Source organism: Acidobacteriaceae bacterium (assembly GCA_028283655.1).
Taxonomy (GTDB): Bacteria; Acidobacteriota; Terriglobia; order Terriglobales; family Acidobacteriaceae; genus Granulicella.
In genome coordinates, this window is sequence record JAPWKE010000003.1 from 1,130,816 (window position 1) to 1,156,707 (window position 25,892).

Here is a 25,892-nt window from a genome sequence, read left to right on the forward strand (position 1 = left end):
TGACCGATAGGTCGTTGCGGCGGTGTCTTCCTTTCCGTTGTGCTCTTGCGCAAACCCTAGGTCGTAAAGCACATGGGCATTGTTTGGATGCTCTGCAGCAAGCTTCGCCAGCAATGTTTCCGCTGTGGCGTAGTCACCCTTTTCCATCGCCTGCTGCGCAGCCTGTTGGGGGTCTCCTTGAGCTGGCTGTTGCGCTGGCGCTGCCAGGGGCAAGGAAAGGAACAAGGTGACGAGAGGAAGCAGTGCCAGTTTCATAACGATTACACCTTGCCTGCAAGCACAGGAGCCAGCCAATGTCCTGTGTGGGAGGAGACAGTTGCGGCGATCTCTTCTGGCGTGCCAACAGCCACAATCTGCCCACCACCTGAACCACCTTCGGGGCCCATGTCGATCACCCAGTCAGCGCACTTGATGACGTCAAGATTGTGCTCGATGACCAGCAGCGAACCTCCGCCATCAATGAGCTTATTGAACGCACCGAGTAGCTTCGCCACATCTTCAAAGTGAAGACCCGTTGTCGGCTCATCAAGAACATAGAGCACACGGCTAGCTGCACGCTTGGCCTCTCCGCGAACGCTACCAGCTCCACCAGAAGATCCACTCCTGGCCTGTGCAAGATGCATTGCGAGCTTCACGCGCTGGGCCTCTCCACCTGAAAGCGTCGTTGCGCTTTGCCCAAGACGAACGTAGCCAAGACCGACTTCATCGAGCACCGCGAGCCGGTCAACTATCTTGGGGTGTCCTGCGAAGTAAACGATGGCTTCACGAACAGTCATCCCCAGCACTTCGTGAATGCTGCGGCCCTTGTACTTCACCTCAAGAACCTTCGTCTTATAACGCGTGCCGTTGCACTCTTCGCAGGGAAGCTCCACGTCGGCAAGGAACTGCATCTCGACCGTAACCGTGCCATCGCCTTCGCACACATCGCAGCGCCCACCGGGTACATTGAAGCTGAAAGAACCAGCTGTAAGCCCGCGCCGCTTGGACTCTGGTTGCGACGAAAAAAGTTCCCGAATAGCGTCAAACGCTTTGATGTACGTGATCGGGTTCGAGCGAGGTGTGCGGCCAATCGGCGACTGGTCAACGAGAATCACATCGTTCAGATACTGTGCGCCGGAAAGCTCGCGGTAGAGGTGTGCAGGATCACCACCTTCACTTTGTCCCAGAGCCTGCATCAGCGCCTTGTAAAGCACCTGATGCACCATGGTGGATTTACCCGAGCCACTGACTCCTGTCACGCAGCAGAGCATCCCAAGAGGTATCTCAACATCCACGCCGCGCAGGTTGTGAATGCGTGCACCCTTCAGGGACAGCTTCTCCCGGCCAGGCTCACGACGATGCCGAGGAACGGCGATAGAAGAGCGTCCGCTGAGATAGCGACCCGTCAACGAGTTCGGATTTTCTTTGACCTCTTCGACGGTTCCTGCTGCGAGCAGTTTGCCGCCAAGCTCTCCAGCACCGGGACCAAGATCGAGCAGGCGATCGGCGGCGCGGATGACATCCGGATCGTGCTCAACGACGAGAATCGTGTTGCCGAGGTCGCGCAACTCCTCCATGATGCGAATGAGCTTGGCTGTGTCGCGTGTATGCAGGCCGATCGAAGGTTCGTCGAGCACATAGAGCGCACCAACCAGACGTGAGCCAAGCGAGGTCGCCAGTTGAATGCGCTGCGACTCGCCGCCGCTGAGTGTTGAGCTAAGACGATCAAGCGTCAGATACTCCAGCCCAACTTCAAGCAGGAAGCCGACACGCTGCCGCACCTCTTCGAGTACCTTGCCCGCGACCTCTGCTTGTGCTGCAGAAAGAGTCAGGTTGTTTAAGAATGTCTGTGCTTCGGTGATCGTGAGTGCGCACGCCTCGCAGATGTTCTTATCGTTGATGAGCACGGCACGTGCTTCAGCACGAAGCCGCTGCCCGCGACAATCCGGGCACGTCGCATAACCGCGATACTTCGATAGAAAAACGCGAACGTGCAGCTTGTACTTCTTGCGTTCAAGATCATTGAAGAAGCCGCGAATACCAGCCCATTCGCCACGGCCTTCCCATAGAAACTCACGCTGAGCCTCGGTTAAATCAAACCAGGGAACATCCGTGGGGATATCGACAGCCTTGGCCGCGCGGCGCATCTCGGCGTGCCACGGCGAGCGATACTTCGGCTTCGTCCATGGATCAATGGCACCTTCATCAAGCGTCTTCGAGCGGTCGGGAACGATCAGGTCCGGATCAAAGTCAATCGTGTTGCCGAAGCCCTGGCAACGAGGGCACGCACCAAACGGATTGTTGAAGCTAAAGAGGCGGGGCTCAGGTTCTCGATAGGCGCGATGGCAGGTGTCGCACTCAAAAGCCGCAGAGAAGCGCTGCTCCGTGGCCTCGCCTTCGCCCTCTCGCGGCACGCTGCGGAAGACCACTTCGCCAGCCTCTCGATAGCCCGTCTCAATAGCATCGACCAGGCGCGAGCGAATTTCTGCAGAGAGTGCGAGACGATCTGCGAGTACAAAGATCGGCTCCGAAAAGTCCAACTCCAGCAGCGACTCCGGCGTCGAAAATTCAACGATCTTTCCAGCGGCTCCATCGTCTTGCCATAGACGGTTATAGCCTCGGCGCCGAAGTTCACCCAGTCGCTCTTTTAACGCTTCGTCGGCTGCGTTTGCCTCTGCCTTTGCGGCCTTTGCTGAGACCTTCTTGGCCGTAGCTTTCTTCGCCGTTGCTGGAACTTCTTCCGCTGTGCTCGCCGCGCTCATCGACTCCAGCTTGATCTCACGCCGCATCGCAGGGAAGAGCGCATAGACGCGTGCTCCTTCGGGCTGGTTGAGCACACGTGTGACGATCTCATCGACGGTGTCATGCCGCACAGTTCCACCGCAGTGCAGGCAGGTGACCTTTCCGCAACGAGCATAGAGAAGCCGCAGGTAGTCGTAGATCTCAGTCGCCGTCGCAACTGTCGAGCGAGGATTGCGTGTCTGGTTCTTCTGCTTGATCGCAATCGCCGGTGCGAGTCCATCCATGTGATCGACATCCGGCTTTTCGATGCGTTCGAGAAACTGCCGCGCATAGGCTGACAGCGACTCAACGTAACGTCGCTGTCCCTCGGCGTAGACAGTATCGAAAGCAAGCGAACTCTTGCCGGAACCGGAGACACCGCTGACGACCGTCAGTTTGCCATGAGGGATATCGACATCGATCCCTTTGAGGTTATGCGTACGCGCACCGCGGATTGTGATCTGGTCGTTCATGGTCCCGAGAGGTCGAGCAGGTTAAGAGCGTGAGCCCTTTTGTGGAAGCAATGTTTCAAGCAGAAGCAGGCAGGCACCAATCACGATTGCAGAGTCTGCAATGTTGAAGTCCGGCCAGTGATACGTCCCGATGTGGACCTCAAGAAAGTCCACAACATAGGACAAGCGAATGCGGTCGTAGAGATTTCCAACCGCTCCGCCGAGAATCAGCGCCAGCGAGAAGGAGGTAAGCGTAAGCCGCTTGCCCCACATCCAGATCAGCACGAACACGACAACACAGGCGATCGCAGAGAACGCTACCAGCATGTTGCGAACCATGGTGGGCGATGCTGACTCGGCAAACATGCTGAAGGCTGCGCCGAAGTTCAGCACGTGCGTGATGCGGAAGACATGCGGAATGACCGGAATCGCTGAGCCGGGCTTGAGGTGGTGAACCACCCAAAGCTTCGACCAGCGATCAGCCAGAATGGTCAGTGCGGCAATTAAAAAACAAGCCCAACGCGCATCGCGCAGAGATCCACGAAGCGTCATTATGCTGCCTCTCCGTTGCTGAACGTGAAACCGATAGAGTCAAGTGCTTCTGAGCACCGCGAACAAACTTCAGGCCAGCGTGCGTCTAGACCAACGTCCGGCACAACGCGCCAGCAGCGCCCGCACTTGGAGCCTTCTGCCAGTGTCGCTTCGATTAGCACCGCAGCGGCATCCTTGCTTGCACCAACCACCTGAACGCTTGCCTGTGAGACGTTGAAGAACTCCGCAAGTGAGCTCTCGTATCGCGCGAGCACGATCGCCTCATCGGAACCTTCGCTGGCTATCACGCGAATGCTCGCTTCCAGAGCCTTGCCAATCGTCTTCGAATTACGCAGCGCCTCCAGTTCGATGTTGACCAGCGTGCGGACCGTGAAGAGCTTCTCCCAATCCGCTTCGATCCGTGAAATATCTCCCGGAACGATGTCGGCAAGATCAGGGAAGAGTGCAAGATGAACACTCTTCTCGCGCCCCGCAACAGGCGGCAGGAACTGCCACACTTCATCGGCAGTGAAGCTGAGGATCGGCGCAATCAAACGCGTGACCGCTTCCGCAATGCGCCACATCGCGGTCTGGGCAGAACGACGCGCAGGATCATTCGGCGCAAGCGTGTACAAACGGTCTTTCACCACGTCAGCGTAGAGCGCGGAGAGATCTGTATTCGTAAACGCATTCAACGCCTGATATGCACGATGGAACTCGAACTCGTCGTAAGCCTTGCGAATCGTGACGTCCAGCTCAGCCGTACGAGCAAGAATGTATTGGTCGAGCGGCTGCATCATGCTCCACGGCACAGCGTGCTCGGCAGGCACAAAGCCGTCGAGGTTCGAGAGCAGGAAGCGCAGTGTGTTGCGCAGCTTGCGATAATTCTCGCTCACGCGTGCCATCAGGTTTTCGCTGGCTGCAACGTCTTCGCGGAAGTCGACAGAAGCGACCCACAGACGAACAATTTCAGCACCAAGACGGTTCGCTACATCGACAGGATCAACGCCGTTGCCCAGCGACTTCGAGAACGCGCGGCCTTGCTCATCGAGCGTCCATCCGCTCGTAGCCACCATGCGATACGGCGCCTGGTCCTTGAGTCCAACGGAGGCAAGCAGGGACGAATGGAACCATCCGCGATGCTGATCGCCGCCTTCGGTGTACAGATCGGCAGGGAAGCTCAGCTCCGGTTCAACTTCCAGCACCGCATGCCAGCTTGCACCAGACTCAAACCAGACGTCGAGGATGTCCATCTCTTTGCGGAAGTGCTCGCCGCCGCAGTTCGCGCAAGCCGAACCCGCAGGTAGCAGCATGGAGACGTCTCGCTTATACCAGGCGTCCGCACCCTCTACAGCAAAGATGTCGACAACGCTCTTGTTGATGGCCTCATTGTTCAGTGGCTCGTGGCACTTCTCGCAAAGGAAGACTGCGATGGGCACGCCCCAGATACGCTGGCGCGAGATGCACCAGTCCGGGCGCGTCGCAATCATATTGGAGATGCGTTCTTCGCCCCAGCTCGGGTCCCACGCTACACGCTGAATCTCAGCCAGTGCGCGCTCTCGGAACGTACCGTTGCCCTTCGGCGAAAGTATCGGGGTCTCCATGCGGATGAACCACTGCTCAGTAGCACGGAAGATCAGTGGCTTGTGGCAACGCCAGCAATGCGGGTAGGAGTGCTCGATCTTCTGCTCGCCCATCAGGGCTTCGCGCGTCTTCAGCAACTCGATGATCGGTGTGTTGGCCTTATGAACGAAGAGGCCATCGTACTCAGGCAGGCCGTTGCGTAGCTTGCCTTGCGGATCGACATCGCAGGTAAGCCGCAGGTCATAGCGAACACCTGTCGCAAAATCGTCCGGGCCATGCGCCGGAGCCGTGTGGACAGCGCCTGTACCTTGCTCGGTCGTCACATAATCGGCGTTCACACCAAGCACTTCGCGTTCGAGGAAAGGATGCTGGAAGGTCACGCGGTCAAGCTGTGAGCCGAGGAACGATGCAATGGAGGATGCCGTCTTGAGGGCGCCGATCAGCCCGCAAGCTGCACGAACCTGCTCAACCAGAGCCTCTGCGACAATGTACACGTCTTCGCCATCTTCCAGCGCGACATACGTCACTTCAGGATTGAACGCGATGGCAAGCGACGCAGGCAACGTCCACGGCGTCGTCGTCCAGATGATCGTCCAGACGCGCTTGCCGCGAAGCTCCACTGCAATGTTTTCTGCCGGAGACGTCAACTGATAGCGCACATACACACTGGGCGAGATGTGCTGTTCGTACTCAACCTCGGCTTCCGCCAGTGCCGTACGGTCATGCGAGCACCAGTAGACCGGCTTCAGACCCTTGTAGACGAAACCTTTTTCGTAGAAGCCGTAGAACGTCTCGAGAATCTTGGCTTCGTAGCCAAAGTTCATCGTCTTGTACGGATCGTTCCAGCGACCAAAGACGCCAAGGCGCTTGAACTGCGTGCGCTGTAGATCGACAAACTTTCCGGCATACTCGCGGCACGCCTGGCGAACCTCGACGGGGTCCATCTCAAGCTTTTTGCCGCCGAGCTTTTCGTCCACCTTGATCTCAATCGGCAGGCCGTGGCAGTCCCAGCCGGGGACGTACGGTGCGTCAAAGCCACCCATCGTCTTAGTCTTTACCACGAAGTCCTTGATGCACTTGTTCAGCGCATGGCCAAGGTGAATCGCGCCGTTGGCGTACGGCGGGCCATCGTGGAGGATGTACTTCGGCGAGCCCGCGCGGGCGGCGCGAATCTGCTCATAGAGACCGGATTCGTCCCATCCGGCCAGTCGGGCCGGTTCATTCTGCGGAAGGTTTGCCTTCATGGCAAAATCCGTCTTCGGCAGGTTCAGGGTGTCTTTCAGCTTCTTCGGTGCGTCTGTTGCAGCCATTCCTCATCCTCAAACTGGCTGCCGTTGAGCGGGATACTCCGGAGCTTATGCGCCGGAGAAGGCAGCCAAACCCTTATTGTAAGGGTGAGCAGGCGGTATCTGCAGGGGTTCTCCACCGAGACGAAACATCCACATGGGTATTAGCGTCTAATCTCCTCATGTAGGCGAGTCGCAGCGAAAGACTCCGATAGTTTGTAGAATTGTTCCCACAACCGCGAGTTGCCTTCGGGTAGCCAGCCGCAGACGAGATAGGAAAGAGTTCTCCCAAACTCCAGATGCCTCAAGATCTACTCCCGCCCGAACTGAATCCGAGCCAACCGGCGCCTCCCACGCACGCTGTCAGCCAAGCTCCTACGCTTTCTGAGGTAAAGGAGAGTGGCCCGTTTGCCTCGCTCATTTCGAACCTCCGCGACGCATTCTTCCCGGAAAAGCTTCCGCCGCTCGTGCTGGAGTCCAAGCCCATCGCGGTTCCGGACCGCATGCGCACGAAGATGAGCAAGCAGTCGCTCGCGGCTTCGATTACGTTCTACGCGCTGCTTATCCTGCTGTTCATCATTCTTGTCCGCAAGCATGTACAGCTGGCCGCGCCGATTCCTCCGCAGGTTACGCAGTTGATTGCTCCGCCTCCACCACCACCTCCGGCGCCTCCCAAGGCCACACAGATGGGCGGCGGCGGCGGCCAGAAGGGCCCCACTCCGGTCACTCAGGGCCATCTGCCGAAGCTGGATACCAAGCAGATCATGCCGCCGAAGGCTCCTCCGACGGAAGCTCCCAAGCTCGCCGTTGAGCCTACCGTGGTGGTTCAGCCAAATCTGAAGCTGGCAGACAGCAAGCTGCCTGACCTCGGCGCACCGAACTCGAACCTGAAGGGCTTCTCGCTCGGCAACGGTTCGGGAACCGGTATCGGTTCAGGCAATGGCTCCGGCATCGGTCCCGGTTCGGGCGGCAACATGGGAGGCGGCGTTTACCGTATCGGTGGCTCCGTTCGTGCCCCAGTGCTTACCTTCCAGGTCGATCCCGAATTCTCGGAAGAAGCCCGCAAGGCTAAGTTCTCGGGGAACGTCCTCGTCGGCCTCATCATCGACGAACAGGGACACCCGCAGAACGTCCACGTTATTCGTGATGTCGGCATGGGCCTTGGCGCAAAAGCTGTCGAAGCTGTGAAGCAGTACAAATTTCGCCCGGCAACCAAGGACGGAAAGCCTGTCAAAGTTCAACTGTCGATCGAAGTGAACTTCCAGATTTTCTAGCAGAATCAGGAATTCCGTAAAAAAGAGCCCGCCGTCATCGGCGGGCTTTCTCCATAGGTGCTTACTTCTTCCTGCTGATCCGGCGCAAGAGCCAAACCTGCCACCACCTGCGGCGTTCATGAAGCCCGGAATTCCCCGGAAAAAGAACGACGTTGCCACCACGTTCCATCCGTGTGCAAACGACTCCAGCGCGAAACGAAGGGAACGGAATGACATTGGAAGCGGACATGCTCCCCTTATCGGCGTTCGCTTCCTGTACTTGAGAAACTTTTCCTAGCTGCCGACGGTTGCCATACCAATCTCATCGAAGGTGAGATTTTCTGCGGGGCTTCCTGTCTCTTTCTTCCAGGCAAGAAAGAGCGATCCATAGCTGGACGTAGAGCAGGCATCGTTGTCCACGTGCAGCCGTTCCAGCATCGCCTCAATCCACTCGGGACGCCCCTCAAGCTCGGCCCAGACGCCGATCGGCGTCTCATCCAGCACAAGGTGCCCATCCTCGGCGTCCCACTCGGTACGGTACTTTTCGTAGCGGAAGACAGGGCCGTACCCGAGACGCGTAAACACCTCGGCCAGGGCCTCTCCATCGCTCACAATCGTCTCTGTCTCAACGCGGGTTTTGAAGCGGGAAGCAGGATCGACGTGGTCCGGCACACGTTTGTGCGTCAGCGTACAACGTTCTCCATACTGTCGTATGCGGAGTAACTCCGTGCGGTGCCGCAGTGTCCGGTCGGGCGTGTCGTACAGCGTATTGCTTTCGAACAAGCGCGGCGTAACTAAGGTGAATCCAGCAGATTCGGCTTTAGCGGCGAACCCCGTAACGTCAGCGACCGTAAACTTCAGCTCAATTTCTGCAGCCTGCATGCGCCGAGTATATGCCTAGGCCGCCGTCCGCTACGATGGAATCGAAGATGTCTACGACCACACTGAAACTCGATGCAAACAACCCTGCCGACCTGCTTCGTGCCGCTGAGATGCTGCGCCGGGGCCTGCTGGTAGCGTTTCCGACGGAAACCGTCTACGGATTGGGCGCAAACGCTCTGAATACCGAGGCTGTACAAAGTATTTTCGAAGCCAAGCAGCGCCCGGCCTGGGATCCGCTCATCGTCCACCTCGGAACGGTGGCGCAGTTGAAGCAGGTCGCAGAAGTCCCCGAGGAGTTCAAGCGTCGAATCGCCCGCCTGGTGCTGCGTTTCTGGCCCGGCCCGCTGACGCTGCTTCTACCGCGCAAAGCCGCTATCCCTGACGCAGTCACCGCCGGACGCCCGCTCGTTGGCGTCCGCGTGCCTGCGTTGAACAATATTCGCTTCCTGATCGAGCACGCGGGGGTGCCGATTGCCGCACCCAGCGCAAACACCTTCGGCCACACCAGCCCCACCACTGCGGCGCACGTGCTCGCCGACCTCGACGGCCGCATCGATGCGGTGCTGGACGGTGGTCCGACCAGTGTCGGCGTGGAATCAACTGTTCTTGACCCCACCCAGACCCCCATGGTGCTCTATCGCCCCGGAGCCATCACCGCCCAGCAGATTGAAGAGGTTAGTGGTGTGCCCGTCGTTGTGTTTGAGCCGCCAGTCAACGCGTCAACGCCGGAATCGCTACCTTCGCCCGGCGTAGGGATTCGTCACTACGCACCGAACGCTCGCGTCAGGTTGCTTGAAAACGCTGCACAAGGGCAGATCATCGCCACCGGCGGAGGCGTCCTGCTACCCGAGGGCTGGCAGGCTTCTGCTGAAGCCACTATCTTTGCGTGGGGGCCATGGGATGAGCCTGAAACGCTGGCGCAAAGGCTCTTCGCTGGTCTGCGTGAGTTGGACGCCCTGAATGTGGAAGAGATCGTCGTTCCGATCCCGCCACCGGGAGGCGTTCGTGATGCGCTGCGTGATCGTCTGCTGAAGGCAGCAAAAGAGAAGTAGCCAAGAAGGGAGAAATAGCTGCGGCTACTTCATCACCGTCTGCTGCTGGGCCTCAGAGCCCTTGTAGAGGTACTTGATGCAGCTCTTGTAGATCATCACGCGCTGGCGACCGACGCGCAGCTTGATCGCGCACTTGTCGAACCACTGGATCACGCCGTGGATCTCTTCGCCATCTTCCAGCACAACGGTCATCTCCGTTTGCTGCTGAATCTGCTTTTGGAAGTAGAAAACTTCCGCATGGGAGCTTTCGGGCACGCCGTGCTGCTCCGAGAGCATCGCGTGTGACAGTGGGTCTTCGCCCTGCTGCGGATCGCGACGACGGTTCAGCCCTGCAAGGGATGGTCGAACGAGTTTGCGCGTTCCGTTGAACGCGTCCGAATCTGACTTCTGTGTAGCCACGCAATCACCTCAAGAGAACAGCACGCGCGTCGAAAACACGCGCATGGAAAACAAACCGCTGCGGAACAAGTTGTTTGTTAGATGCAATGACGCTATCACAGGGCAGAAGGTTTCTGCCTAAAACCACCTAAACGGACGACTCTTCCATCTCCATCGTAAATGCGTCCAAGCTCAATCCACGCAACAAGTTACGTCTCATGCCGCTTTGCACTGCATCCAGTCCCCGAACCGCGCGCTCCAGCCAGGCGAAGGAAAAAGTGGAGGCCATGCGTTCCAGGTCGGCTCGAACGTCCACATTTCGAACTCGCTCGGCTGCTCCAGCCTGTGTGAGCAAAATGTCCTCAAGCACGCTCGCCAGTGCTCGGAGCAGGGCAACCGTCTTCTCCTGTCCCTCCGCACCGGCACGGTACGTCTCCGTCGATTTGAACAACGCCGTATGCTCGCCGGAACGCTCCACCGTACGCAGCAGCAGCAAAGCATCGTTGCGAGCCGCAACATACGCCGGCAGATTGAACGAGAGCGCACGCCCCACGGCTCCTTCGCTCAGCCGGGCGATCAGCTCACGCTCCTTGGCCGAACCCGCTGCCTGTTGTTGCAGCAGGGCAGAGATTTCTTCAGCGGGCAATGAGCCCAGGCGCGCCACCCCGCAGCGCGAGCGGATCGTCGGCAGCAACTCGCCGAGGTTCTCCGCCAGAAGAATCAGGTGGGCGTAAGCAGGTGGCTCTTCGAGCAGCTTCAGCAGCGAGTTCGCCGCTTCTTTCATGAACGCCGACGACGTAATCAGGAAGACTTTAGCAGGCGCTTCCACGGGGAGATACGCCGCACGCTGAATCATCGTGCGAATCTGCCCTAGCTTGACCAGCAACTGTGGCGGATCGGGCGGAATCACCAGCACATCCGGATGCGTCTGCACCAGCACGCGCGTCTCTTTCTTGTCCGTCTCGCGCATGTCTTCGCGAGCAGCAACAGCCTCGGCGACTTTCTCTTCCAGCGACGCGCTGGCTGCGATCCGCGTACAGTTCGCGCAAACCCCACAGAATGCGGCTAACTCGCGGCCATCCGCTGCAACCTCACGGGGCTTCTTCTGGCACTCCAGCGCCATCGTCAGCATGAGAGCCAACGTGTACTTGCCAGCACCGCGTGGGCCCGCCAGGATCAGCGAATGAGGAAAGCGCCCCGCCGCGATTGACGCGCGCAGACTCTCCACCGTACTCGTGTTGCCAAGAAACTCCGCAAATGTCGCCGGAAATGCCATACAGTGAGGCTATCGTAACCGTGCCTGTTGATGCGTGGCTTAGCCTCGCTCCTCAACCCGCATCATCATCGGAAAGCGTGGCCTCAGCGTAATCTTCGCCTGCGCCTCGACGGGGAAGCGCGGCACGAACTCCAGCCGCCGCCGCTGAAGCAGCGTTGCCAGCGACAAGACGCCTTCCATCCACGCAAAGTTCTCGCCGATGCACTGCCGCCTGCCGCCGCCAAAAGGGAAGTACACAAACCTTGGTCGGCTTGCCTTCGCTTCGGCCGTATGACGCTCCGGACGAAACTCCAGCGGGGCCTCCCAGAACTCTTCCGAGCGGTGCATCACGTACTGGCTGAAGAAGAAGTGCGCTCCTGCCGGAATCCGATACGGCCCAAGCTGCACCGGCTTCGTCGAACGTCGCCCCATTGCCCAGGCAGGCGGATAAAGCCGCATCGACTCTGCAAAGACCTGCTCCGTGTACGGGAGTCGCTCGTAGTCTGACAATGTTGCGTTCCGATCTCCCAGAGCGCCGTCAATCTCCGCTTCCATGCGCGTCCGTGCCTCAGGATTCTCGCTCAGCAGATAGAGCGTCCAGGTCAGGGCATTCGCCACCGTCTCATAGCCGGCAAGGAAGATCGTGAGCGTCTCATCGCGCAACTGCTCATCGCTCATGCCCGTTCCATCGCCTTCATCGCGCGAAGCCACCAGCATCGAAAGCAGGTCGTGCCGCTGCTCCAGCTCTTCGCGGCTCAGGCTCCTGCGGCTGGCGATCATAGACTCCACAATGCGATTCAAACGCTGCCGCGAGCGGCGAAAACGAGACAGGTACGGCAGCGGCCAGTGCAGATAGCTCTCCAGCTTCGGCAGCGCAACCAACAGGTTGTAAATCTCCATGATGGAGTTCACCTCATCGGCCACGCTGAGTACTTCAGGAGTTACTTCCGTATCGAACAGTGTCCGAGCAATGATCTTCAGACTCAGCCGCATCATCTCAGCGTTAGCGTCGATCTCTGCCCCCGGCTGCCAGCCCTCACGCGTCTCACGCGCGTTCGCAACAATCTCGTCAGCGTATCCGACAATGCGCTGGCGATGGAACGCCGGAGCCGCAATGCGACGTTGCCGCATATGGATCGGGTCATCGCTAGTGATTAAACCCTCGCCCAGCAGAATCTTCATCCGCTTCAGCGTCCGCTCTTTAATGAACGAGGGAGCCTGATCCACAAGAATCTGTTGGATCCACTCCGGTTCGTTGACGAAGACGATCAGGTTGCCGAAAAAGCGATACTGCGCGATTGGGCCAAAGGTCTTATGCAGATGCTCAAAGAGAGGAATGGGCTTTCCAAAGCGCACCCACGCGCGCCGCGCGTACAGGTACAAAGATTGCCGAAGCCCAGGCGGAAGAAAGTACTCGCCCTCCTGTCGCGCCTCTACGTAATCGCTCTTGTTTGCCATAGCGTTGTTACTTCGATGCGGCTAGCCTCTGCTGCGTCTCTGCAAGGATTTTCGCCGCAATAAACTCAATCGAAGCTTCATCGCGTACGGCAAACACTCGCTGTGGTTCGCGTGCCGCAATCGTTTCATACTGACCGTAAACGCGGCGATAGAACGGCTCGCCTTCGCGTTCGAAGCGGCCTTCATCTTCGCCCTTCAGGCGAGAGTTGCGTTCGTTCCGGCGTCGTGCCCGCGCCAGGGACGCATCCAGAGGTGGCAGCAAAAGGATCGTCAACGACGGCCAGACGTCTCCGCAAACGGCCGCGTGCATCGCCAGCACCTTTTCTGCGCCAAGCTCGCGCCCTGCTCCCTGGTAAGCCTCCGAAGAGTCCGTATACCGATCGCAAAGGATCACCGATCCTTCCGCCAACGCAGGCAAAATCACCTGCTGCAGGCTTTGCGCACGGTCGGCAAACATTAATGCCATCTCGGCAAGCGGAGCAATGCCGCCGAACTCGGCATCACTGCGGGTGCTGACCAGCACCTCGCGAATACGGTCTCCCAGCGGCGTACCGCCCGGCTGGCGAGTCGTGACAACATGACGGCCAGCGGCCTCTAGCGCAGCCTGCAAACGGCGAAGTTGCGTCGTTTTGCCGGAACCATCCAGGCCTTCAAATGTGACAAAAAATCCCTTGGGCATCGCACCGAGTCTACTTCACGCGAGCAATCAGCATCCTACAAACTGACGTGAGGCGCTCCGCCGCAAGAACGATCGCAACGGTCCAGCCAAAGGGAGGAAACAATGATTACGTTCTTACTGCTTGGTTTCTTTTTTGTTCTGGCAATCGGTTTTGCCATCGTGGCCTATACCGCCAATAACCGCCGCCGCGCCGGGATGAAGGGAACTCCGAACACGCCGCCAACAGGGCACAACGGAGAACCCGCCAACATGATTCGTTAGCTGGACTTCGTCGGCTCCGCTTTCGATTTCAGCTTTCGCAACAACTCTGGAAGCCGGTTGACGGCTGCAACGGTTCGCAGCCAGGCGCGGTTGTCCATCGCGGGATATCCGCTGACAACCGCGCCTGGCGCAACATCCCCGGGGATTCCCGTTTGCGCCGTGGCAATGGCTCCATCGCCAACGGTGAGATGTCCTGCCACGCCCACCTGGCCAGCAAGAATCACGTTTTTCCCTACGGTTGTCGACCCGGCAAGTCCGACCTGAGCACAGAGCAAGGTATTTTCGCCCACTGTCGAGCCATGTCCGACCTGCACGAGGTTGTCGATCTTCGCTCCGGATTTGATGCGCGTTTCACCAATACTTGCTCGATCGATGCAGGCGTTCGCCTGAACCTCAACTCGGTCTTCGAGCACCGCAGGGCCGCTTTGCAAAATCTTTCTCCAGCCTTCGGTGGTCTTGGCAAAGCCAAAGCCGTCGGCCCCGATGATAGCTCCGTTCTGCAGAACGACATCGTCGCCCAGCGTGCAACTCTCACGCACGACAGCATGAGCATGGGCAAAGAACCTGTCTCCCACTCGGACGCCTGGGTAGAGAACGACGTGAGGCAAAATCACCGCATCGTCACCCACCACGCAATGTTCCCCAATCACCACATACGCCCCCAGATGCGCTCGAGCACCGACCGTAGCTGTGGGGTGAACCACGGCCGTCGGGTGCACGCTCTCGGCGTACATCGGCGCTGGTGCAAAAAGCTCAATGGCTCGTGCAAAGGCGAGGTATGGGTTGGCAATCCTTAGCGTAGGTGCTTCGGTGGAAGGGAATCCAGGCTCCACCACAATCGCGCCTGCGGCAGTCGTGCGGGCCAGCGCGGCGTACTTGGGGTTGGCGACAAACGTCAGTTCCGCCACCCCGGCGGCCTCAATACCTGCCACACCGGAAATCTCCCGCTCGCCCGCCTCGGCCGGGACAAGTTCCGCTCCTAACGCTTCTGCCAGTTCCACCAGTTTCATGGAGGCGATTTTATCGCCTTACTCCTCGAAAAGCCCCGGCTGCTCCTCCGGTGGCAGCTTGCGAGACGTCGGTTTGGCGAGTTTGACCCCGGCAGACACCCACCCGAGCACATCCATCGCGAGCAATTGATGGCGAGGCACAAAATACCTCACCACATTCCCTCGGAGTTCTGGAGGCGTAATCGTGACCCCACCATCGGCCACAATCGAATCCAGCGAGCCAAGATCAAACTCTGTCAAACCTTCAAGCGGATCCGCATTTTTCAGACCTAATCGGATCCACAGACCGCTCGTCCGTGGCCGGGTCTGAAAACTCCGTCGTCCCATTCGCTCCGGTTCAACGGGATCGTCAAGATTGAAATCCTTCACATAAGCAATCGACCCTATCGTGCTGACAGCAAGCGATCTAACTCGCCCGTCCACCTCCATCAGCTGAACGATTCCATCGCTGACAAAGCCGCTGGCTGGCAGGTATCCCCACCACAACTCGCCGTTTAGTGAGCGCACAATCGCTTTTTTCTGTCTGGAGGCCACGGACGAATTTTGTCATGCCCTGCGACGAAACCGCTAAATATGTAGCCAAAATAGTGCAAATCGCGTATAGTCTCTAGGTGCGTGCCGTATAGTATCACTTTTTAAGTCGTTTCTTTTTAGCGACTTAGCACGGCCCTCAGAACCATCAGCCGCAACGGAAAGAGTCCTGATCCGAAAGATATGGCCGATTACATCTACCTGCTGGCAAACCGCCTGACTCCTGCACAATTCGCTGCCTTGAACGTCGTTCGCGAGGTTGCGCGGACGCGTGCAAACACTGTTTTTCTTGTCGGGGGCACCGTCCGCGATCTGACCGCAGGCTTCTCCATTCGCGATCTGGACTTCGCTGTCCAGGGCAATGCGCTCAAGCTGAAGAAGGACTTCCAGAAAGCCGGTTTCACCCTGACCGGCGAGCATGAACTCACCCAGAGTCTTTTCTTTTCGGCTCCGGGCGGAGTACGTCTGGAAGTGGGTTCCACGCTCTCCGTGAGCTACCCCAAACCCGGCAAGCCGGTCTACAAGCCGGCAGCCATCCTCGATGACCTCCGTCGTCGCGACTTTACGGCGAACGCCATGGCGATCTCGCTGAACGAGGGCTCTTACGGGCTCCTGATGGATCCGCTCAACGGCGTTGCAGACATCGAAAACATGGAGCTCCGCCTTGTTTCGAACTACGGCTTCATCGAAGATCCCGTTCGCATGATCCGCGCCGCTCGTCTTTCGGGCCGCCTTGGCTGGCACCTGGAAGAGAAGACCCAGCAGCGCTACGAAACCGGCAAGGAAGAGAACTACATCGCAGCTCTGTCGCCCTGGCTGGCTGGCTACGAAACCGAAGAGATCGTCCACGAGGAAGATCCTGTCCGCATTCTGCGCCGCCTTGAGGCAGATGGTTGGATGAAGGTTTTGGCTCTGAACTGGACCGCCGCCAAGGTGAACGAAGTAGAGCTCAACAAGCTCCGCGACATCCTTGGCCAGCTGCAGGTTGCAGGCATTTTCCCTGACCCGTCTGCCGCATACTTCCCACTGCTGACGGCGAAACTCACCGCGAAGGAAGCAGACGCGATCAAGAAGTCGTTTGCCCGCACCGGTTTTGCCGACCAGATTGACGCGTTGGAAAATGAAGCCAAGGCGTTCGGTGTGGAGTTCTCCGGTAAGGCCGCAGCGGTTCCGTCCGCAGCCTGGAAGATGCTCTATGCCGCAGTTCCAGAACACCTTCTGGCTCTGGCCTACGGCTCAAAGTCTGCCCCTGTTCAAGCCCGTTTCAAGGCCTTCTTCAGCGACTGGCCAGCCGCAAAGAGTCGCATCCCCTACGCAACCATGCAGGAGATGCGCATCACGCCTGACCTTCCCGCTTACGCGGAGCTCATGGACAAGCTCTTCTTTGCCATCATGGACGCTCAGCTTGAGACCCCTGAAGCTATCAAGGCGTTCCTTGAGCCGTACTCGCCGCCCGCGCCTCCTCCGGTCAACCTTCGCCGCCGCCCTGTAAAGCGCGAGACGAAGCCCTCCAAGAAGAAGGCCAGTCGGGTTGTAGTCGCGGTTGCAGAGTCTGATCAGGATGCAACGGAAGAGTCCTTGGCTCCTGAAGCGGCTGCTTCAGAAACTTCTAAGCCGACCAAGGCTGCTGCTAAGCCGGAGAAGGCTCCAGCAAAGGTTGCTGCCGTTGCCAAGAAGGTTGCGGCTCCGGCCAAGGTAGTGGCTCCAGCCAAACCTGCCGCCAAGCAGCCCGTTGTTCCTACGAAAAAAGCTGCGGTTCCTGCGGCAAAGAAGCCTGTCGCGAAGAAGGTGGCAGCTCCAGCCAAGAAAGCTCCGGCAACAGTCGTCAAAGCTGCGGCGAAGCCCGTAGCCAAGAAGGCGGCCCCTGCAAAGCCGGTGGCGAAGAAGGCTCCCGTAAAGGCAGCAAAGAAAGTCGCCAAGAAGCGTTAGTGACTCGATAAACAAAGAAATGGCGACCACTTCGGTGGTCGCCATTTCTGTTTGTGGTCCGGAAAACTAATCGCGCCCGCGCTTCTTCACTTCGATGCTGAGCCGCTTGATCTTCTGGTTCAACGTGGAGAGAGGAATCCGGAAGTACTCCGCGGCCTCCGTCTGGTTCCAGTTGCAGCGTTCCAGGCGGTCTGCAATGATGCGACGTTCGATATCTTCCATCACATCGAAGAGGGAAGCATCCGTACGCTGCTCGAGCATCGCTGTGGAGTAAGTCGTGCCTCGCAACTGGCCTGGCAGCAGGTCCGCTCCAATCGACGGGCCCGTTGCAAGAACAACGCTACGCTCCATGGCGTTCTCCAACTCGCGCACGTTGCCCGGCCAGTCATAGTCCATCATCACACGCAGCGCATCCGCGGTCAGGTCCGGTGTATCGAAGCCATTTTCGTTCGCATAAAACTTCAGATAGTGGTTCGCCAGCAGCGGGATATCGACCTTACGGCTGCGCAGCGGTGGAAGCTCCAGCGAAATCACGTTCAATCGATAGAACAAATCTTCGCGGAAGCGGCCTTCCTTCACCGCTTGCATTAGCGGTACGTTTGTCGCTGCAAGGATGCGCACGTCGACCTGCATCTCCTGCGTTCCACCCAGACGCATAAAGCGGCGGTCCTGTAGAACACGGAGGATCTTCGCCTGCATATCCATTGTCATGGTGCCGATTTCATCCAGGAATAGCGTCCCCTGATCGGCTACTTCGAAGAGCCCCTTCTTCGAAGCTACGGCCGAAGTAAAGGCTCCGCGTTCGTGTCCAAAGAGGGTGGATTCGAGCAGATCGCTGGGAACAGCACCTGTATTGACGGGGATGAACGGCTTGTCGCGACGCGGCGAGTTCGAGTGAATCGCGCGTGCGATCAACTCCTTGCCCGTACCGCTTTCTCCTTGAATCAGCACCGTGGAGCGGGAGGGAGCGACCTGAGAAACCGTATCGAAGAGCTGCTGCATCACCTCGCTCTTGCCGACGATGTTGTCAAAGCTCGACCGCTGGCGGAGCGTGCGTTTGAGCTGCACAACCTCCTGCTCTGCCTGATGGCGGCCAATCGCTGTGCGAATGTCGGCGAGCAGCTTCTCGTTGTCCCACGGCTTCTGGATGAAGTTTGCCGCGCCAGCGTTCATTGCATCGACGACGTTGCCCACCGTGCCGTACGCCGTGATCATGATGATTGGCAGCTCCGGGACAAGGGACTTGATGCGCGGCAGCAAGTCGATGCCGCTTTCTCCTGGCAAGGACAGGTCAAGCAGAAGCAGATCAAAAGCATGACGGGTGAGCAGATCGAGGCCGCTGGGGCCATCGGCTGCCATCTCCACCGAGAAGCCTTCCAGGCCCAGCAGTGTGTCCAAAGAGTCGCGGATACCGGCTTCGTCGTCGATGATCAGAATGCGTTGCTGCTTATTGCTGGAACCAGAGGAGCGGCCAGTTTCACGCGCTGTAGGCGTTGCGCTGCTATACATTTACTTCGGATCCTTCCTGCTTGGCAAGCGCCGATTTGCGCCCGCGTCCATCGGCCGATTCGGCCGGAAATTCCAATCGGAAGATGGTGCCTTCTCCCACGGTGCTGTTCACTTCAATCACCCCGGCGTGCTCTTGCACAATGCCGTAGGTAACAGAGAGTCCGAGGCCAGTTCCTTTGCGCTGGCCTTCCTTGGGGTTTGCCTTCGTCGTGAAGAACGGGTCATAGATACGGGCGATGACCTCAGGCGGCATTCCGCCCCCATTGTCTTCGACGTAGATCTCCGCTCCAACGTCATTGCGCCGAGTCAGAATTTTCACCTGCCCGGAGCCTTTGTCCTGCAACGCGTCCTTCGCATTCAGCACGAGATTCACAAGCACCTGCTGCAGCTTGCCACGATTGCCCATGATGGGTGGCAGGTCATCGGCAAGTTCGGTCGTGAGCGCGACGCCGCCGGAACGCATCTGGTGCTCAAGCAGCAACACCGTGTCTCGCACAACAGCATTGACGTCGGTGCGAGAGAAATCAACCGAGCCCATTCGCGAGAAGTTCAATAGGCCATTGGCGATCTCACTGGCACGGAACGTCTGCTGAATGATCTTGTCGAGCACCGGTTGCAGGCGAGCCTGGCTGGCTTCGTCTGCACGCAACTGCTTGCCGAGCATCTGCGCGTACGAGCTGATGACTGCCAGCGGGGTATTCACTTCATGTGCCACACCCGCAGCGAGCAGACCGATCGAGGAAAGCTTTTCAGACTGCGAAAGCTGAGCTTCCATGTTCACGCGGTCGGTAATGTCGTCCACGAGAATAATGCGACCCACCGCATCAAAATCTTTGTTCAGCAACGGTGCGACGGTAATGTTGGCCGTGCGAGCATCGCCTGCGGGAGTTGGAAGACGGAACTTGTAGAGTGTTACAACTCCCTGTTCCGAACGAACACGATCGAACTCTTGAACAAACTCGGCGGGGAAGACTTCACCCAGCGTTTTGCGGAGAGCATCCGCGCGCGGAGTGGCGTACATGACCTCCATCTGAGCGTTCCAGCTTTCGACACGGTCTTCCAGATCGAGTGCGAAGACGCCGATATTGATCGACTCGACGATGTTTTCGTTGAAGTCGCGCAGTCGCTCGAACTCCAGCGCCTTGCGGGATAGACGTTCGTACAGCAGCGCATTCTGAATAGCTATGCCGATGTATCCAGCCAGCGATTCCAGCAGCACCATGTCTTCCGAGCTTAGGAAGTCACCTTGTCCGGTACGTCCGAGCCCCAGTACCGCAACGGTCGATTTGCCGCCGCCTTCATGCCTGGCTGCGCGACAAGGAACGTAGTAGTTCAGATCGAGTGCCGCCGCCGTCTCACGCTGCGCATCAGGCAAACGCAGCAGGGCGTGCGGACTTTCGAAGTAAATATGGGAGTCTTCGCCGTTGCGATGGAAGTCGAGAAAGCCTAGGTCGAGCTTTCCTGCACGCACGGACTCCGCCAGACCATGCGACGCAACCAGACTGTATCCGTGCGTCGTTTCGTTCGCCAGAAAGACCGCAACGCGTGTCAGAAGCATCGTCTGCGGCAGTCGCTCGACGATCGCTTCAACCAGCGGTCGCAGATCCGTCTGCGCGTTCAACTCTTTGCCGAAGTCGATCAGTGTCTCTCGGTAGTCGAACTGCTTCTGATCGAAGAGTCTGTCGACACGCCCCTGAATCATTCGCTTCAGCGGATCGAAGAGCAGCCCGGCAATGATGACCGCAGCCACCAGGCCCCATGCGCGAAGGCTCGGCAGGCTCGTATGAACGACCTCTGCCGTCACGGCGATGACGGCAAAGTAAAGCCCGACAAGCGCGGCCGTAGCCAGGGTATAGGTAACGCCCCGCTTGAAGATCAGGTCCACATCCATCAGGCGATAGCGCACAATAGCCCACGAGAAGGTCAGTGGTAGCAGGATCAGGCTGAGGATGGCGATCTTCGTCAGAGTGGCAGGTGTATTCCAGTCCGCGAGGAAGGGAATCACATAGAACGCCGTAAATGGCCCCACTGTAAGCAGTGTTCCACGGGTCAACCACTTCAGTTGCTGCCGTTCCAGCGGCTTGTTTTCCCGGCGATACCGCACGTAGAAAATAACTGCGGCAAGAACGTAATAGCCCGCGAGATACGCATAATCAATCTGATCAAGACGATGCTGCAACCGCTCCGTGGGCGACCAAACCCGTAGCGAAAGCGCGCGAAGCACAATAAGGATAGCTCCGGGCAGATACAGCAGAGCACCGATTCCTCGAAGCTCCCGGCGCGTAGCTTCGCCTTCAAACGTTACGGCGAAGTGCAGAAACAGGGCTGGTTGCAGAGCAAACGCCGCAACATTCAACCAGAAAATCGTCTGATCGAGTCCATCCAGCACGCTGGTGTAGCGGAAAGCATAAAGGACGAACGACGTCAGGCAGAAGATGAAGAAGTGGGTCGATTTTGGCGCTCCCCAGCGCCGGAACAGCACATACAAGCCGATCGCCAGGTAGACCAGAGCGATCAGGCGCATTACCTGATAATCCGTCCGGTCTGCTGGCTCCAGAATCAGCCCAATGTCGAGGCTCGCCATGCGGTGCGACGAGGTCTCACGCTCAATCGTGTAGGTCGCATGCTGCCAGGTGCCGATGGCTTCCATCTGGCGTTCCAGCGAAGCAATTCGCTTCACCCTGACACTGCTTACTGCGGGAAGTGGCCCCTGCTTGATGCCGTTGTGGGGTGTGGATGGGTCGGTTGAAGGGGTGAAACCCTTCAGATTGTTGTCTGCCTCAGACCAATGGATGCCATCGTTCGTCTGGAGATTGGCCCCGGTAACGGCCGTGAGAATGTCGCCCTGCTTGATACCTGCGCGAGCTCCCGGAGTGTCCGCGGGAACGATATAGGCTTTCAGCCCGCCGTTCACCTCGGACCAGCGGATGCCGTCGGTGGGCGGGTTAAATGCCGCCTCCTGCATCAGGTTTGCGACACCGAGAGCCATCGCAGCGAGTGTAAGCACTGCGAGCAGAATTGCCAGCAACCGGGTTTGCGATCCGCTTTTCACAATAGATCGGAAGCGCCGCCTCAAACGTTCTCACCAAATTACGGTGCAACTTGAATGCCAAAGTTTCGACATGGTTACAGTGAGGAAATTCAACGTCTTCAGTAACTTAGGTATACAGAAAACCGAAGTGCCTTATGGAAAACTGAATCAGGCGCGGATTATCCCACCTGTTTCCATCTTGATTCATCACTGCTTCTAGCTTCATTCTAATCGCCTATAGCTCTTGACCCGTGCGCATGGAACGGCCATCCTGAAAGAATTATGTTCGATTTCCGGCAGGACGCCGAGGCGCAGAGTATTCTGGCGCGCGATGCGGAGAGAACGCTCCCCGTATATGCGCGTTATCCCGTGGTCATGGACCGCGGCGAGGGTGTGTATTTGTACGACACGTCGGGGAACCGTTACCTCGACATGATGGCTGGCCTGGGAGTAAACGCTCTAGGACACGCCCATCCGCGTATGGTCGCCGCTACCGCCGATCAGGCGGCTAAGATCGTCCACCTTTCCCCGCAGTATGCGACCCCCTACGCCGGTGAGTTGGCAGAAGAACTCTGCTCGCGAGCGGGGATGAAGGGCGTTTTTTACTCCACCGGCGGTTCTGAAGCCGTGGAAGGCGCGCTGAAGCTTGCCCGCACTCACGCCCGACAGCTCTCGGGCGGAGCCGCCAAGCATGGCATCGTGGCGTTGAAGAACAGCTACCACGGCCGCACCTACGGCTCGCTCTCCGTCACCGGGCAGGACAAATACCGCATCGACTTTGGCCCGGGCCTGCCGCATGTCACGTTCGTCGAGCGTGAAGACATGGCTGCTCTGCGTGCAGCCGTCGATGAAAACACCGCGGCCATCCTGATGGAGCCAATACTCGGCGAAGGTGGCGTCTTTGAAATCTCCGGGGAGTTCATCGCAGAAGCCCGCAAGCTGGCTGATGAGAACGACGCTCTGCTCATCCTCGATGAGATTCAGTGTGGTCTTGGCCGTTGCGGAGCCTGGTTTGCTTCCGCAGAGTCCGGCGTAAAGCCCGACATTCTCATCCTCGGGAAGCCGCTCGGCGGTGGCTTGCCTCTCTCAGCGATCCTCGTGAACGAGAAGTTGTTCCACTCTTTCGGAATGGCGAAGCACGGCTCGACCCTCGGAGGCAGCCCGTTGGCTTGCCGACTCGGCCTGGAGTTCTGCCACATCATTGAGGACGAAGGCTTGCTGGCCAAGGTTCAGGAGACCGGGGCATATCTGCTGGAGAACCTCAAGCAGCTTGCTACAGCTTCTCCTTTCGGCGTCGAAGCTCGTGGTCGAGGTCTTCTGCTCGGACTTCAGCTCACGCAGCCCGCTCGTCCGATCGCCGAGGAAGCTCTAAGCCGCGGTCTGATGCTGAATGTGGTGCAGGGCAACGTCCTGCGCTTCTTGCCGTCGTACTTGCTGGAGTGCGAACACGTCGACTTTGCCGTCGACATGTTGCACGATCTGCTCAACACAGGAACATCGCGGACAACACTCTACGAGCAAGAGCTTGCCCACGCCTCCTCCTAACGTTTTGCCCGAATCACCCCAATTCGAACGCCGCGAGACCCTTGTCCGCGGCGTTCGTTTGTCTTTCTGCGAGTGGGGGAAACCTGATGCCCGCCAAGCGTCTCTCTTCATCATTCATGGAGTGCTTGCTGCCAGCGAAGCATTTACCAGCTTTGTGAAGGAGTTGGAGCCGGACCAGCATGTTGTTGCGATAGATCTGCCAGGCAATGGCTCCTCTTCCCGATTTGGCCGTGCGCATGATGGTTTTCATGGCAATGCTCTTCTGCTCCGTGAGTTTGCACGGGAGCAGGGGCTCACGAAGGCAATCTGGCTGGGGCACTCCTACGGGGGCGCATTGACGCTGCGTGCGTTGATAGATGAACCCGCAATCATGCGTGCCGCTGTTCTGATGAATGCGGCCAATCCGTTTTCTGGCAGGGAACGGCTCGTTGTCCGTTTCTTTCTCAGTCCACTCGGCCGTGCCGTGGCTGGCGTCCTTCCACGAATTCCCTCCAGGCTTTGCCTGCTTGCATGGAAAGCGGCACCCGGCAACAGGAAGGGGTTCGACGCTGCGCGACTTCGTCCTTATCTCGATTCGCTCAGAACTTCTGGAACCATAGAAGACGTCTTGCATATGTTGAAGAGCTGGAAGGAAAGTATGCAGGCTTTGCGGAACGACTTGCTGAAGGGCGGGCACGACACACCGGTGCTTCTTCTTTGGGGAGCTAGAGATTTTGTCGTTCCTGTCCGCAGCGCAAAGCCTCTTCTTGAATGCTTCCAGAACGCAAGACTTGTCGTGCTTCCGGGCGTGAGCCATGTCACAAACGAAGAGGCCCCCAGGCAAGCCGCCAGATTGGTACAGGAGTTCTTGGACCAATTCACCGGATAAATTAACATTCGATGAATTTATCCGCCGCTAAAATGGAAGAAGCACGCCACGCGCGCCTCCATCTTTCATGCAGCCTATCCGCCGCCAAATCGTCGTCGACGGCCTGAGTCTGTCGTTCCTCGAACAGGGAACTGCAGCTCCGGGCAAGCCGACGTACGTCCTGCTACATGGCCTGATGGGGTGTGCGGACACCTTTCGCCCTCTGCTTGCGGAGCTTCCGCCGGATCAGCACATTGTGGCGTTGGATTTTCCGGGGGCCGGGGAGTCGGAGCGCCGCGAAGGCCTTGACGCGACGCTCCGGGCCACCTCGCAAACCGTCCGCAACGTTCTGGCAGAGCTCAACATCCAGCAGGCCTGCGTGATCGGTCACTCACACGGCGGCACGGTCGCCCTGACACTGGCACAGGCCGCGCCCGGGAGAGTCGGTTCGCTGGTCCTGCTCGCTCCCGCACACCCGTACTTCAATGAAGGCGATCCGCTGATTCGCTTCTACCTGACCTTGCCGGGACGGCTCTTTGCCTACTCTCTGCCGTGGTTTCCAAAGTGGATGCAGATGATCGGGCTGCGCCGCATGGCGGGCCCTCGCAACATCGATACCAGCGAACGCCTGCGCCCCTATCGCGACAATCTCCGCACACCGGGCACGATTCGTCACCTTCTAAGGCTCTTGCGCTCCTGGCATCAGGACATGAAGGGCCTGCAGCGTTCGCTGAGCGGCGGTGTCCGGCAGCCGACCCTCATCCTCTGGGGAGACAGCGACCGTGCCGTTCCGCACACTTCGGCAGCTCCGTTGCGCAAGCACTTTGCTTCATCGCAACTCCGGATTCTGCCCGGTATCGGCCACCGTCCCGCAGAGGAGTGCCCGGAGAGCATCGCCCAGCACCTGTCTGCGTTCCTTGACCGTCTACCGACTCTGGACCTCGACTACAGCCCGAACGTCCCTGCCAGCCACAGCCGCATCGTTTCGCTCATGACGCCCAGCTTCGACGTCGGCGACTGAGTCGTTCCTGCAAAGAAGTGGTCCGCGCCCTTTACCCATACTGTTCGCGTGGGAGGCGGCGAAACTTCCAGCGCGCTGGTGAGCGCAGCCTGCGGAGCAAACGGATCGTCCGCGCCGATGACGAAGAGCTTCGGCACGTTGCCGCAACCCGGTAGAAAGCTGTACTCATACTTCCTCCCGTCTGCTTCGACAGGAAGCCCCAGGCCGACAATCCCTTTGACCCGGGCATCTCCGCAGCAGACACGCAGGCCAAGATTGGCTCCAAAGGAAAAACCTGCGAAGAGGATCGGTTTCTGGAACTCGTGTTCCAACCAATCGAGAGCCGCACGGATGTCGTCCATCTCTGCGCGCCCGTCATGGACACCTTCGCTCAACCCCACCCCGCGGTAGTTGAAGCGCAGCACCGGCAAGCCGAAGCCGCTGAAGACCTTCGCCGCGTGATAAACGACCTTGTTGTGCATCGTTCCGCCACCCAGCGGGTGCGGATGCGCTACCAGCGCAACGTAGGGAGCATCGGCCGCACCAGTGTTCAGCAGAGCTTCCAGCCTGCCCGCTGGTCCACGCAGATCTTCGATAGTTCGTACTTGACCACTCATTCCACACAAGAATACGTTGTGCCTCGGGTATCCTGAAGCCGC

At 58.6% G+C, this 25,892-nt stretch carries 20 protein-coding genes; 7 read left to right on the forward strand and 13 right to left on the reverse strand.

What is annotated here, in order from left to right; translation table 11 throughout:
- Positions 1 to 260: 260 nt before the first annotated feature.
- Genes uvrA through ileS form a run of 3 tightly spaced genes read right to left on the reverse strand, consistent with a single transcriptional unit; the run spans position 261 to position 6,637 of the window.
- Complete coding sequence (gene uvrA, locus PW792_07635; protein ID MDE1161804.1) at positions 261 to 3,233, reverse strand: excinuclease ABC subunit UvrA; 2,973 nt, start codon at positions 3,231 to 3,233, stop codon at positions 261 to 263.
- A 21-nt stretch (positions 3,234 to 3,254) separates the two neighbouring features.
- Positions 3,255 to 3,764 carry a signal peptidase II gene (gene lspA, locus PW792_07640; GenBank protein ID MDE1161805.1) on the reverse strand — a complete coding sequence of 170 codons (510 nt, stop codon included), beginning with the start codon at positions 3,762 to 3,764 and terminating at the stop codon, positions 3,255 to 3,257.
- Positions 3,764 to 6,637 carry an isoleucine--tRNA ligase gene (ileS, locus tag PW792_07645; protein ID MDE1161806.1) on the reverse strand — a complete coding sequence of 958 codons (2,874 nt, stop codon included), beginning with the start codon at positions 6,635 to 6,637 and terminating at the stop codon, positions 3,764 to 3,766. Before ileS ends, lspA begins: the two co-directional genes overlap by 1 nt.
- Positions 6,638 to 6,912: 275 nt before the next feature.
- Between ileS and PW792_07650 the strand changes: the two genes are divergently transcribed.
- Positions 6,913 to 7,887, forward strand: a complete 975-nt coding sequence (locus tag PW792_07650) for a TonB family protein (protein MDE1161807.1) — start codon at positions 6,913 to 6,915, stop codon at positions 7,885 to 7,887.
- Between the two features lie 273 nt (positions 7,888 to 8,160).
- Here the strand turns inward: PW792_07650 and PW792_07655 are convergent, their stop codons facing one another.
- A complete protein-coding gene (locus tag PW792_07655) occupies positions 8,161 to 8,748 on the reverse strand; it encodes a class IV adenylate cyclase (protein ID MDE1161808.1) in 588 nt (195 codons plus the stop codon).
- 47 nt (positions 8,749 to 8,795) lie between these two features.
- On the opposite strand from PW792_07655, the gene PW792_07660 reads away from it, so the two are divergent.
- Entirely contained in the window at positions 8,796 to 9,800 is a 1,005-nt protein-coding gene (locus PW792_07660; GenBank protein ID MDE1161809.1) for an L-threonylcarbamoyladenylate synthase, read from the forward strand.
- 24 nt (positions 9,801 to 9,824) lie between these two features.
- On the opposite strand, the gene PW792_07665 is transcribed toward PW792_07660, so the two are convergent.
- From PW792_07665 to tmk, 4 genes are all read right to left on the reverse strand, one after another.
- On the reverse strand, positions 9,825 to 10,199 hold the full coding sequence (locus PW792_07665; protein ID MDE1161810.1) for an RNA chaperone Hfq: 375 nt from the start codon (positions 10,197 to 10,199) through the stop codon (positions 9,825 to 9,827).
- A 127-nt stretch (positions 10,200 to 10,326) separates the two neighbouring features.
- Positions 10,327 to 11,454, reverse strand: coding sequence for a DNA polymerase III subunit delta' (locus PW792_07670; protein MDE1161811.1), 1,128 nt, complete (start codon positions 11,452 to 11,454; stop codon positions 10,327 to 10,329).
- Between the two features lie 39 nt (positions 11,455 to 11,493).
- Positions 11,494 to 12,891: a cytochrome P450 gene (locus PW792_07675; protein MDE1161812.1), complete on the reverse strand. Its 1,398-nt coding sequence runs from the start codon at positions 12,889 to 12,891 to the stop codon at positions 11,494 to 11,496.
- Between the two features lie 7 nt (positions 12,892 to 12,898).
- Positions 12,899 to 13,570, reverse strand: coding sequence for a dTMP kinase (gene tmk, locus PW792_07680; protein MDE1161813.1), 672 nt, complete (start codon positions 13,568 to 13,570; stop codon positions 12,899 to 12,901).
- 102 nt (positions 13,571 to 13,672) lie between these two features.
- Here tmk and PW792_07685 point away from each other — a divergent pair, with 102 nt between their 5' ends.
- Positions 13,673 to 13,831, forward strand: a complete 159-nt coding sequence (locus PW792_07685) for a hypothetical protein (protein ID MDE1161814.1) — start codon at positions 13,673 to 13,675, stop codon at positions 13,829 to 13,831.
- On the opposite strand, the gene lpxD is transcribed toward PW792_07685, so the two are convergent.
- Both lpxD and PW792_07695 read right to left on the reverse strand, forming a co-directional pair.
- On the reverse strand, positions 13,828 to 14,841 hold the full coding sequence (lpxD, locus tag PW792_07690) for a UDP-3-O-(3-hydroxymyristoyl)glucosamine N-acyltransferase (GenBank protein ID MDE1161815.1): 1,014 nt from the start codon (positions 14,839 to 14,841) through the stop codon (positions 13,828 to 13,830). The two genes, PW792_07685 and lpxD, sit on opposite strands and share 4 nt — an antisense overlap.
- 18 nt (positions 14,842 to 14,859) lie before the next feature.
- Positions 14,860 to 15,375, reverse strand: a complete 516-nt coding sequence (locus PW792_07695) for a hypothetical protein (protein MDE1161816.1) — start codon at positions 15,373 to 15,375, stop codon at positions 14,860 to 14,862.
- A 180-nt stretch (positions 15,376 to 15,555) separates the two neighbouring features.
- On the opposite strand from PW792_07695, the gene PW792_07700 reads away from it, so the two are divergent.
- A complete protein-coding gene (locus tag PW792_07700; protein MDE1161817.1) occupies positions 15,556 to 17,301 on the forward strand; it encodes a CCA tRNA nucleotidyltransferase in 1,746 nt (581 codons plus the stop codon).
- A gap of 66 nt (positions 17,302 to 17,367) precedes the next feature.
- On the opposite strand, the gene PW792_07705 is transcribed toward PW792_07700, so the two are convergent.
- Both PW792_07705 and PW792_07710 read right to left on the reverse strand, forming a co-directional pair.
- Positions 17,368 to 18,810 carry a sigma-54 dependent transcriptional regulator gene (locus tag PW792_07705; GenBank protein ID MDE1161818.1) on the reverse strand — a complete coding sequence of 481 codons (1,443 nt, stop codon included), beginning with the start codon at positions 18,808 to 18,810 and terminating at the stop codon, positions 17,368 to 17,370.
- Positions 18,803 to 21,862 carry an ATP-binding protein gene (locus PW792_07710; protein ID MDE1161819.1) on the reverse strand — a complete coding sequence of 1,020 codons (3,060 nt, stop codon included), beginning with the start codon at positions 21,860 to 21,862 and terminating at the stop codon, positions 18,803 to 18,805. The genes PW792_07705 and PW792_07710 overlap by 8 nt, the downstream gene beginning before the upstream one ends.
- 261 nt (positions 21,863 to 22,123) lie before the next feature.
- Between PW792_07710 and PW792_07715 the strand changes: the two genes are divergently transcribed.
- From PW792_07715 to PW792_07725, 3 genes are all read left to right on the forward strand, one after another.
- Entirely contained in the window at positions 22,124 to 23,386 is a 1,263-nt protein-coding gene (locus PW792_07715; GenBank protein ID MDE1161820.1) for an acetylornithine transaminase, read from the forward strand.
- Positions 23,367 to 24,254 carry an alpha/beta hydrolase gene (locus PW792_07720; protein ID MDE1161821.1) on the forward strand — a complete coding sequence of 296 codons (888 nt, stop codon included), beginning with the start codon at positions 23,367 to 23,369 and terminating at the stop codon, positions 24,252 to 24,254. Before PW792_07715 ends, PW792_07720 begins: the two co-directional genes overlap by 20 nt.
- Before the next feature lie 67 nt (positions 24,255 to 24,321).
- Positions 24,322 to 25,254, forward strand: coding sequence for an alpha/beta hydrolase (locus PW792_07725; GenBank protein ID MDE1161822.1), 933 nt, complete (start codon positions 24,322 to 24,324; stop codon positions 25,252 to 25,254).
- Here PW792_07725 and PW792_07730 read toward each other — a convergent pair.
- Positions 25,179 to 25,850: an alpha/beta hydrolase gene (locus PW792_07730; protein MDE1161823.1), complete on the reverse strand. Its 672-nt coding sequence runs from the start codon at positions 25,848 to 25,850 to the stop codon at positions 25,179 to 25,181. The two genes, PW792_07725 and PW792_07730, sit on opposite strands and share 76 nt — an antisense overlap.
- Positions 25,851 to 25,892 lie beyond the last annotated feature (42 nt).

What these genes read in the sequence shown, in the direction of transcription:
- PW792_07675 (MDE1161812.1), bottom strand. Translation starts at nt 12,891, where the DNA reads ATGGCAAACAAGAGCGATTACGTAGAGGCGCGACAGGAGGGCGAGTAC.
- PW792_07660 (MDE1161809.1), top strand. Translation starts at nt 8,796, where the DNA reads ATGTCTACGACCACACTGAAACTCGATGCAAACAACCCTGCCGACCTG.
- PW792_07700 (MDE1161817.1), top strand. Translation starts at nt 15,556, where the DNA reads ATGGCCGATTACATCTACCTGCTGGCAAACCGCCTGACTCCTGCACAA.
- tmk (MDE1161813.1), bottom strand. Translation starts at nt 13,570, where the DNA reads ATGCCCAAGGGATTTTTTGTCACATTTGAAGGCCTGGATGGTTCCGGC.
- PW792_07685 (MDE1161814.1), top strand. Translation starts at nt 13,673, where the DNA reads ATGATTACGTTCTTACTGCTTGGTTTCTTTTTTGTTCTGGCAATCGGT.
- lspA (MDE1161805.1), bottom strand. Translation starts at nt 3,764, where the DNA reads ATGACGCTTCGTGGATCTCTGCGCGATGCGCGTTGGGCTTGTTTTTTA.
- PW792_07725 (MDE1161822.1), top strand. Translation starts at nt 24,322, where the DNA reads ATGCAGCCTATCCGCCGCCAAATCGTCGTCGACGGCCTGAGTCTGTCG.
- PW792_07670 (MDE1161811.1), bottom strand. Translation starts at nt 11,454, where the DNA reads ATGGCATTTCCGGCGACATTTGCGGAGTTTCTTGGCAACACGAGTACG.
- uvrA (MDE1161804.1), bottom strand. Translation starts at nt 3,233, where the DNA reads ATGAACGACCAGATCACAATCCGCGGTGCGCGTACGCATAACCTCAAA.
- PW792_07650 (MDE1161807.1), top strand. Translation starts at nt 6,913, where the DNA reads ATGCCTCAAGATCTACTCCCGCCCGAACTGAATCCGAGCCAACCGGCG.
- lpxD (MDE1161815.1), bottom strand. Translation starts at nt 14,841, where the DNA reads ATGAAACTGGTGGAACTGGCAGAAGCGTTAGGAGCGGAACTTGTCCCG.
- PW792_07705 (MDE1161818.1), bottom strand. Translation starts at nt 18,810, where the DNA reads ATGTATAGCAGCGCAACGCCTACAGCGCGTGAAACTGGCCGCTCCTCT.
- ileS (MDE1161806.1), bottom strand. Translation starts at nt 6,637, where the DNA reads ATGGCTGCAACAGACGCACCGAAGAAGCTGAAAGACACCCTGAACCTG.
- PW792_07655 (MDE1161808.1), bottom strand. Translation starts at nt 8,748, where the DNA reads ATGCAGGCTGCAGAAATTGAGCTGAAGTTTACGGTCGCTGACGTTACG.
- PW792_07730 (MDE1161823.1), bottom strand. Translation starts at nt 25,850, where the DNA reads ATGAGTGGTCAAGTACGAACTATCGAAGATCTGCGTGGACCAGCGGGC.
- PW792_07715 (MDE1161820.1), top strand. Translation starts at nt 22,124, where the DNA reads ATGTTCGATTTCCGGCAGGACGCCGAGGCGCAGAGTATTCTGGCGCGC.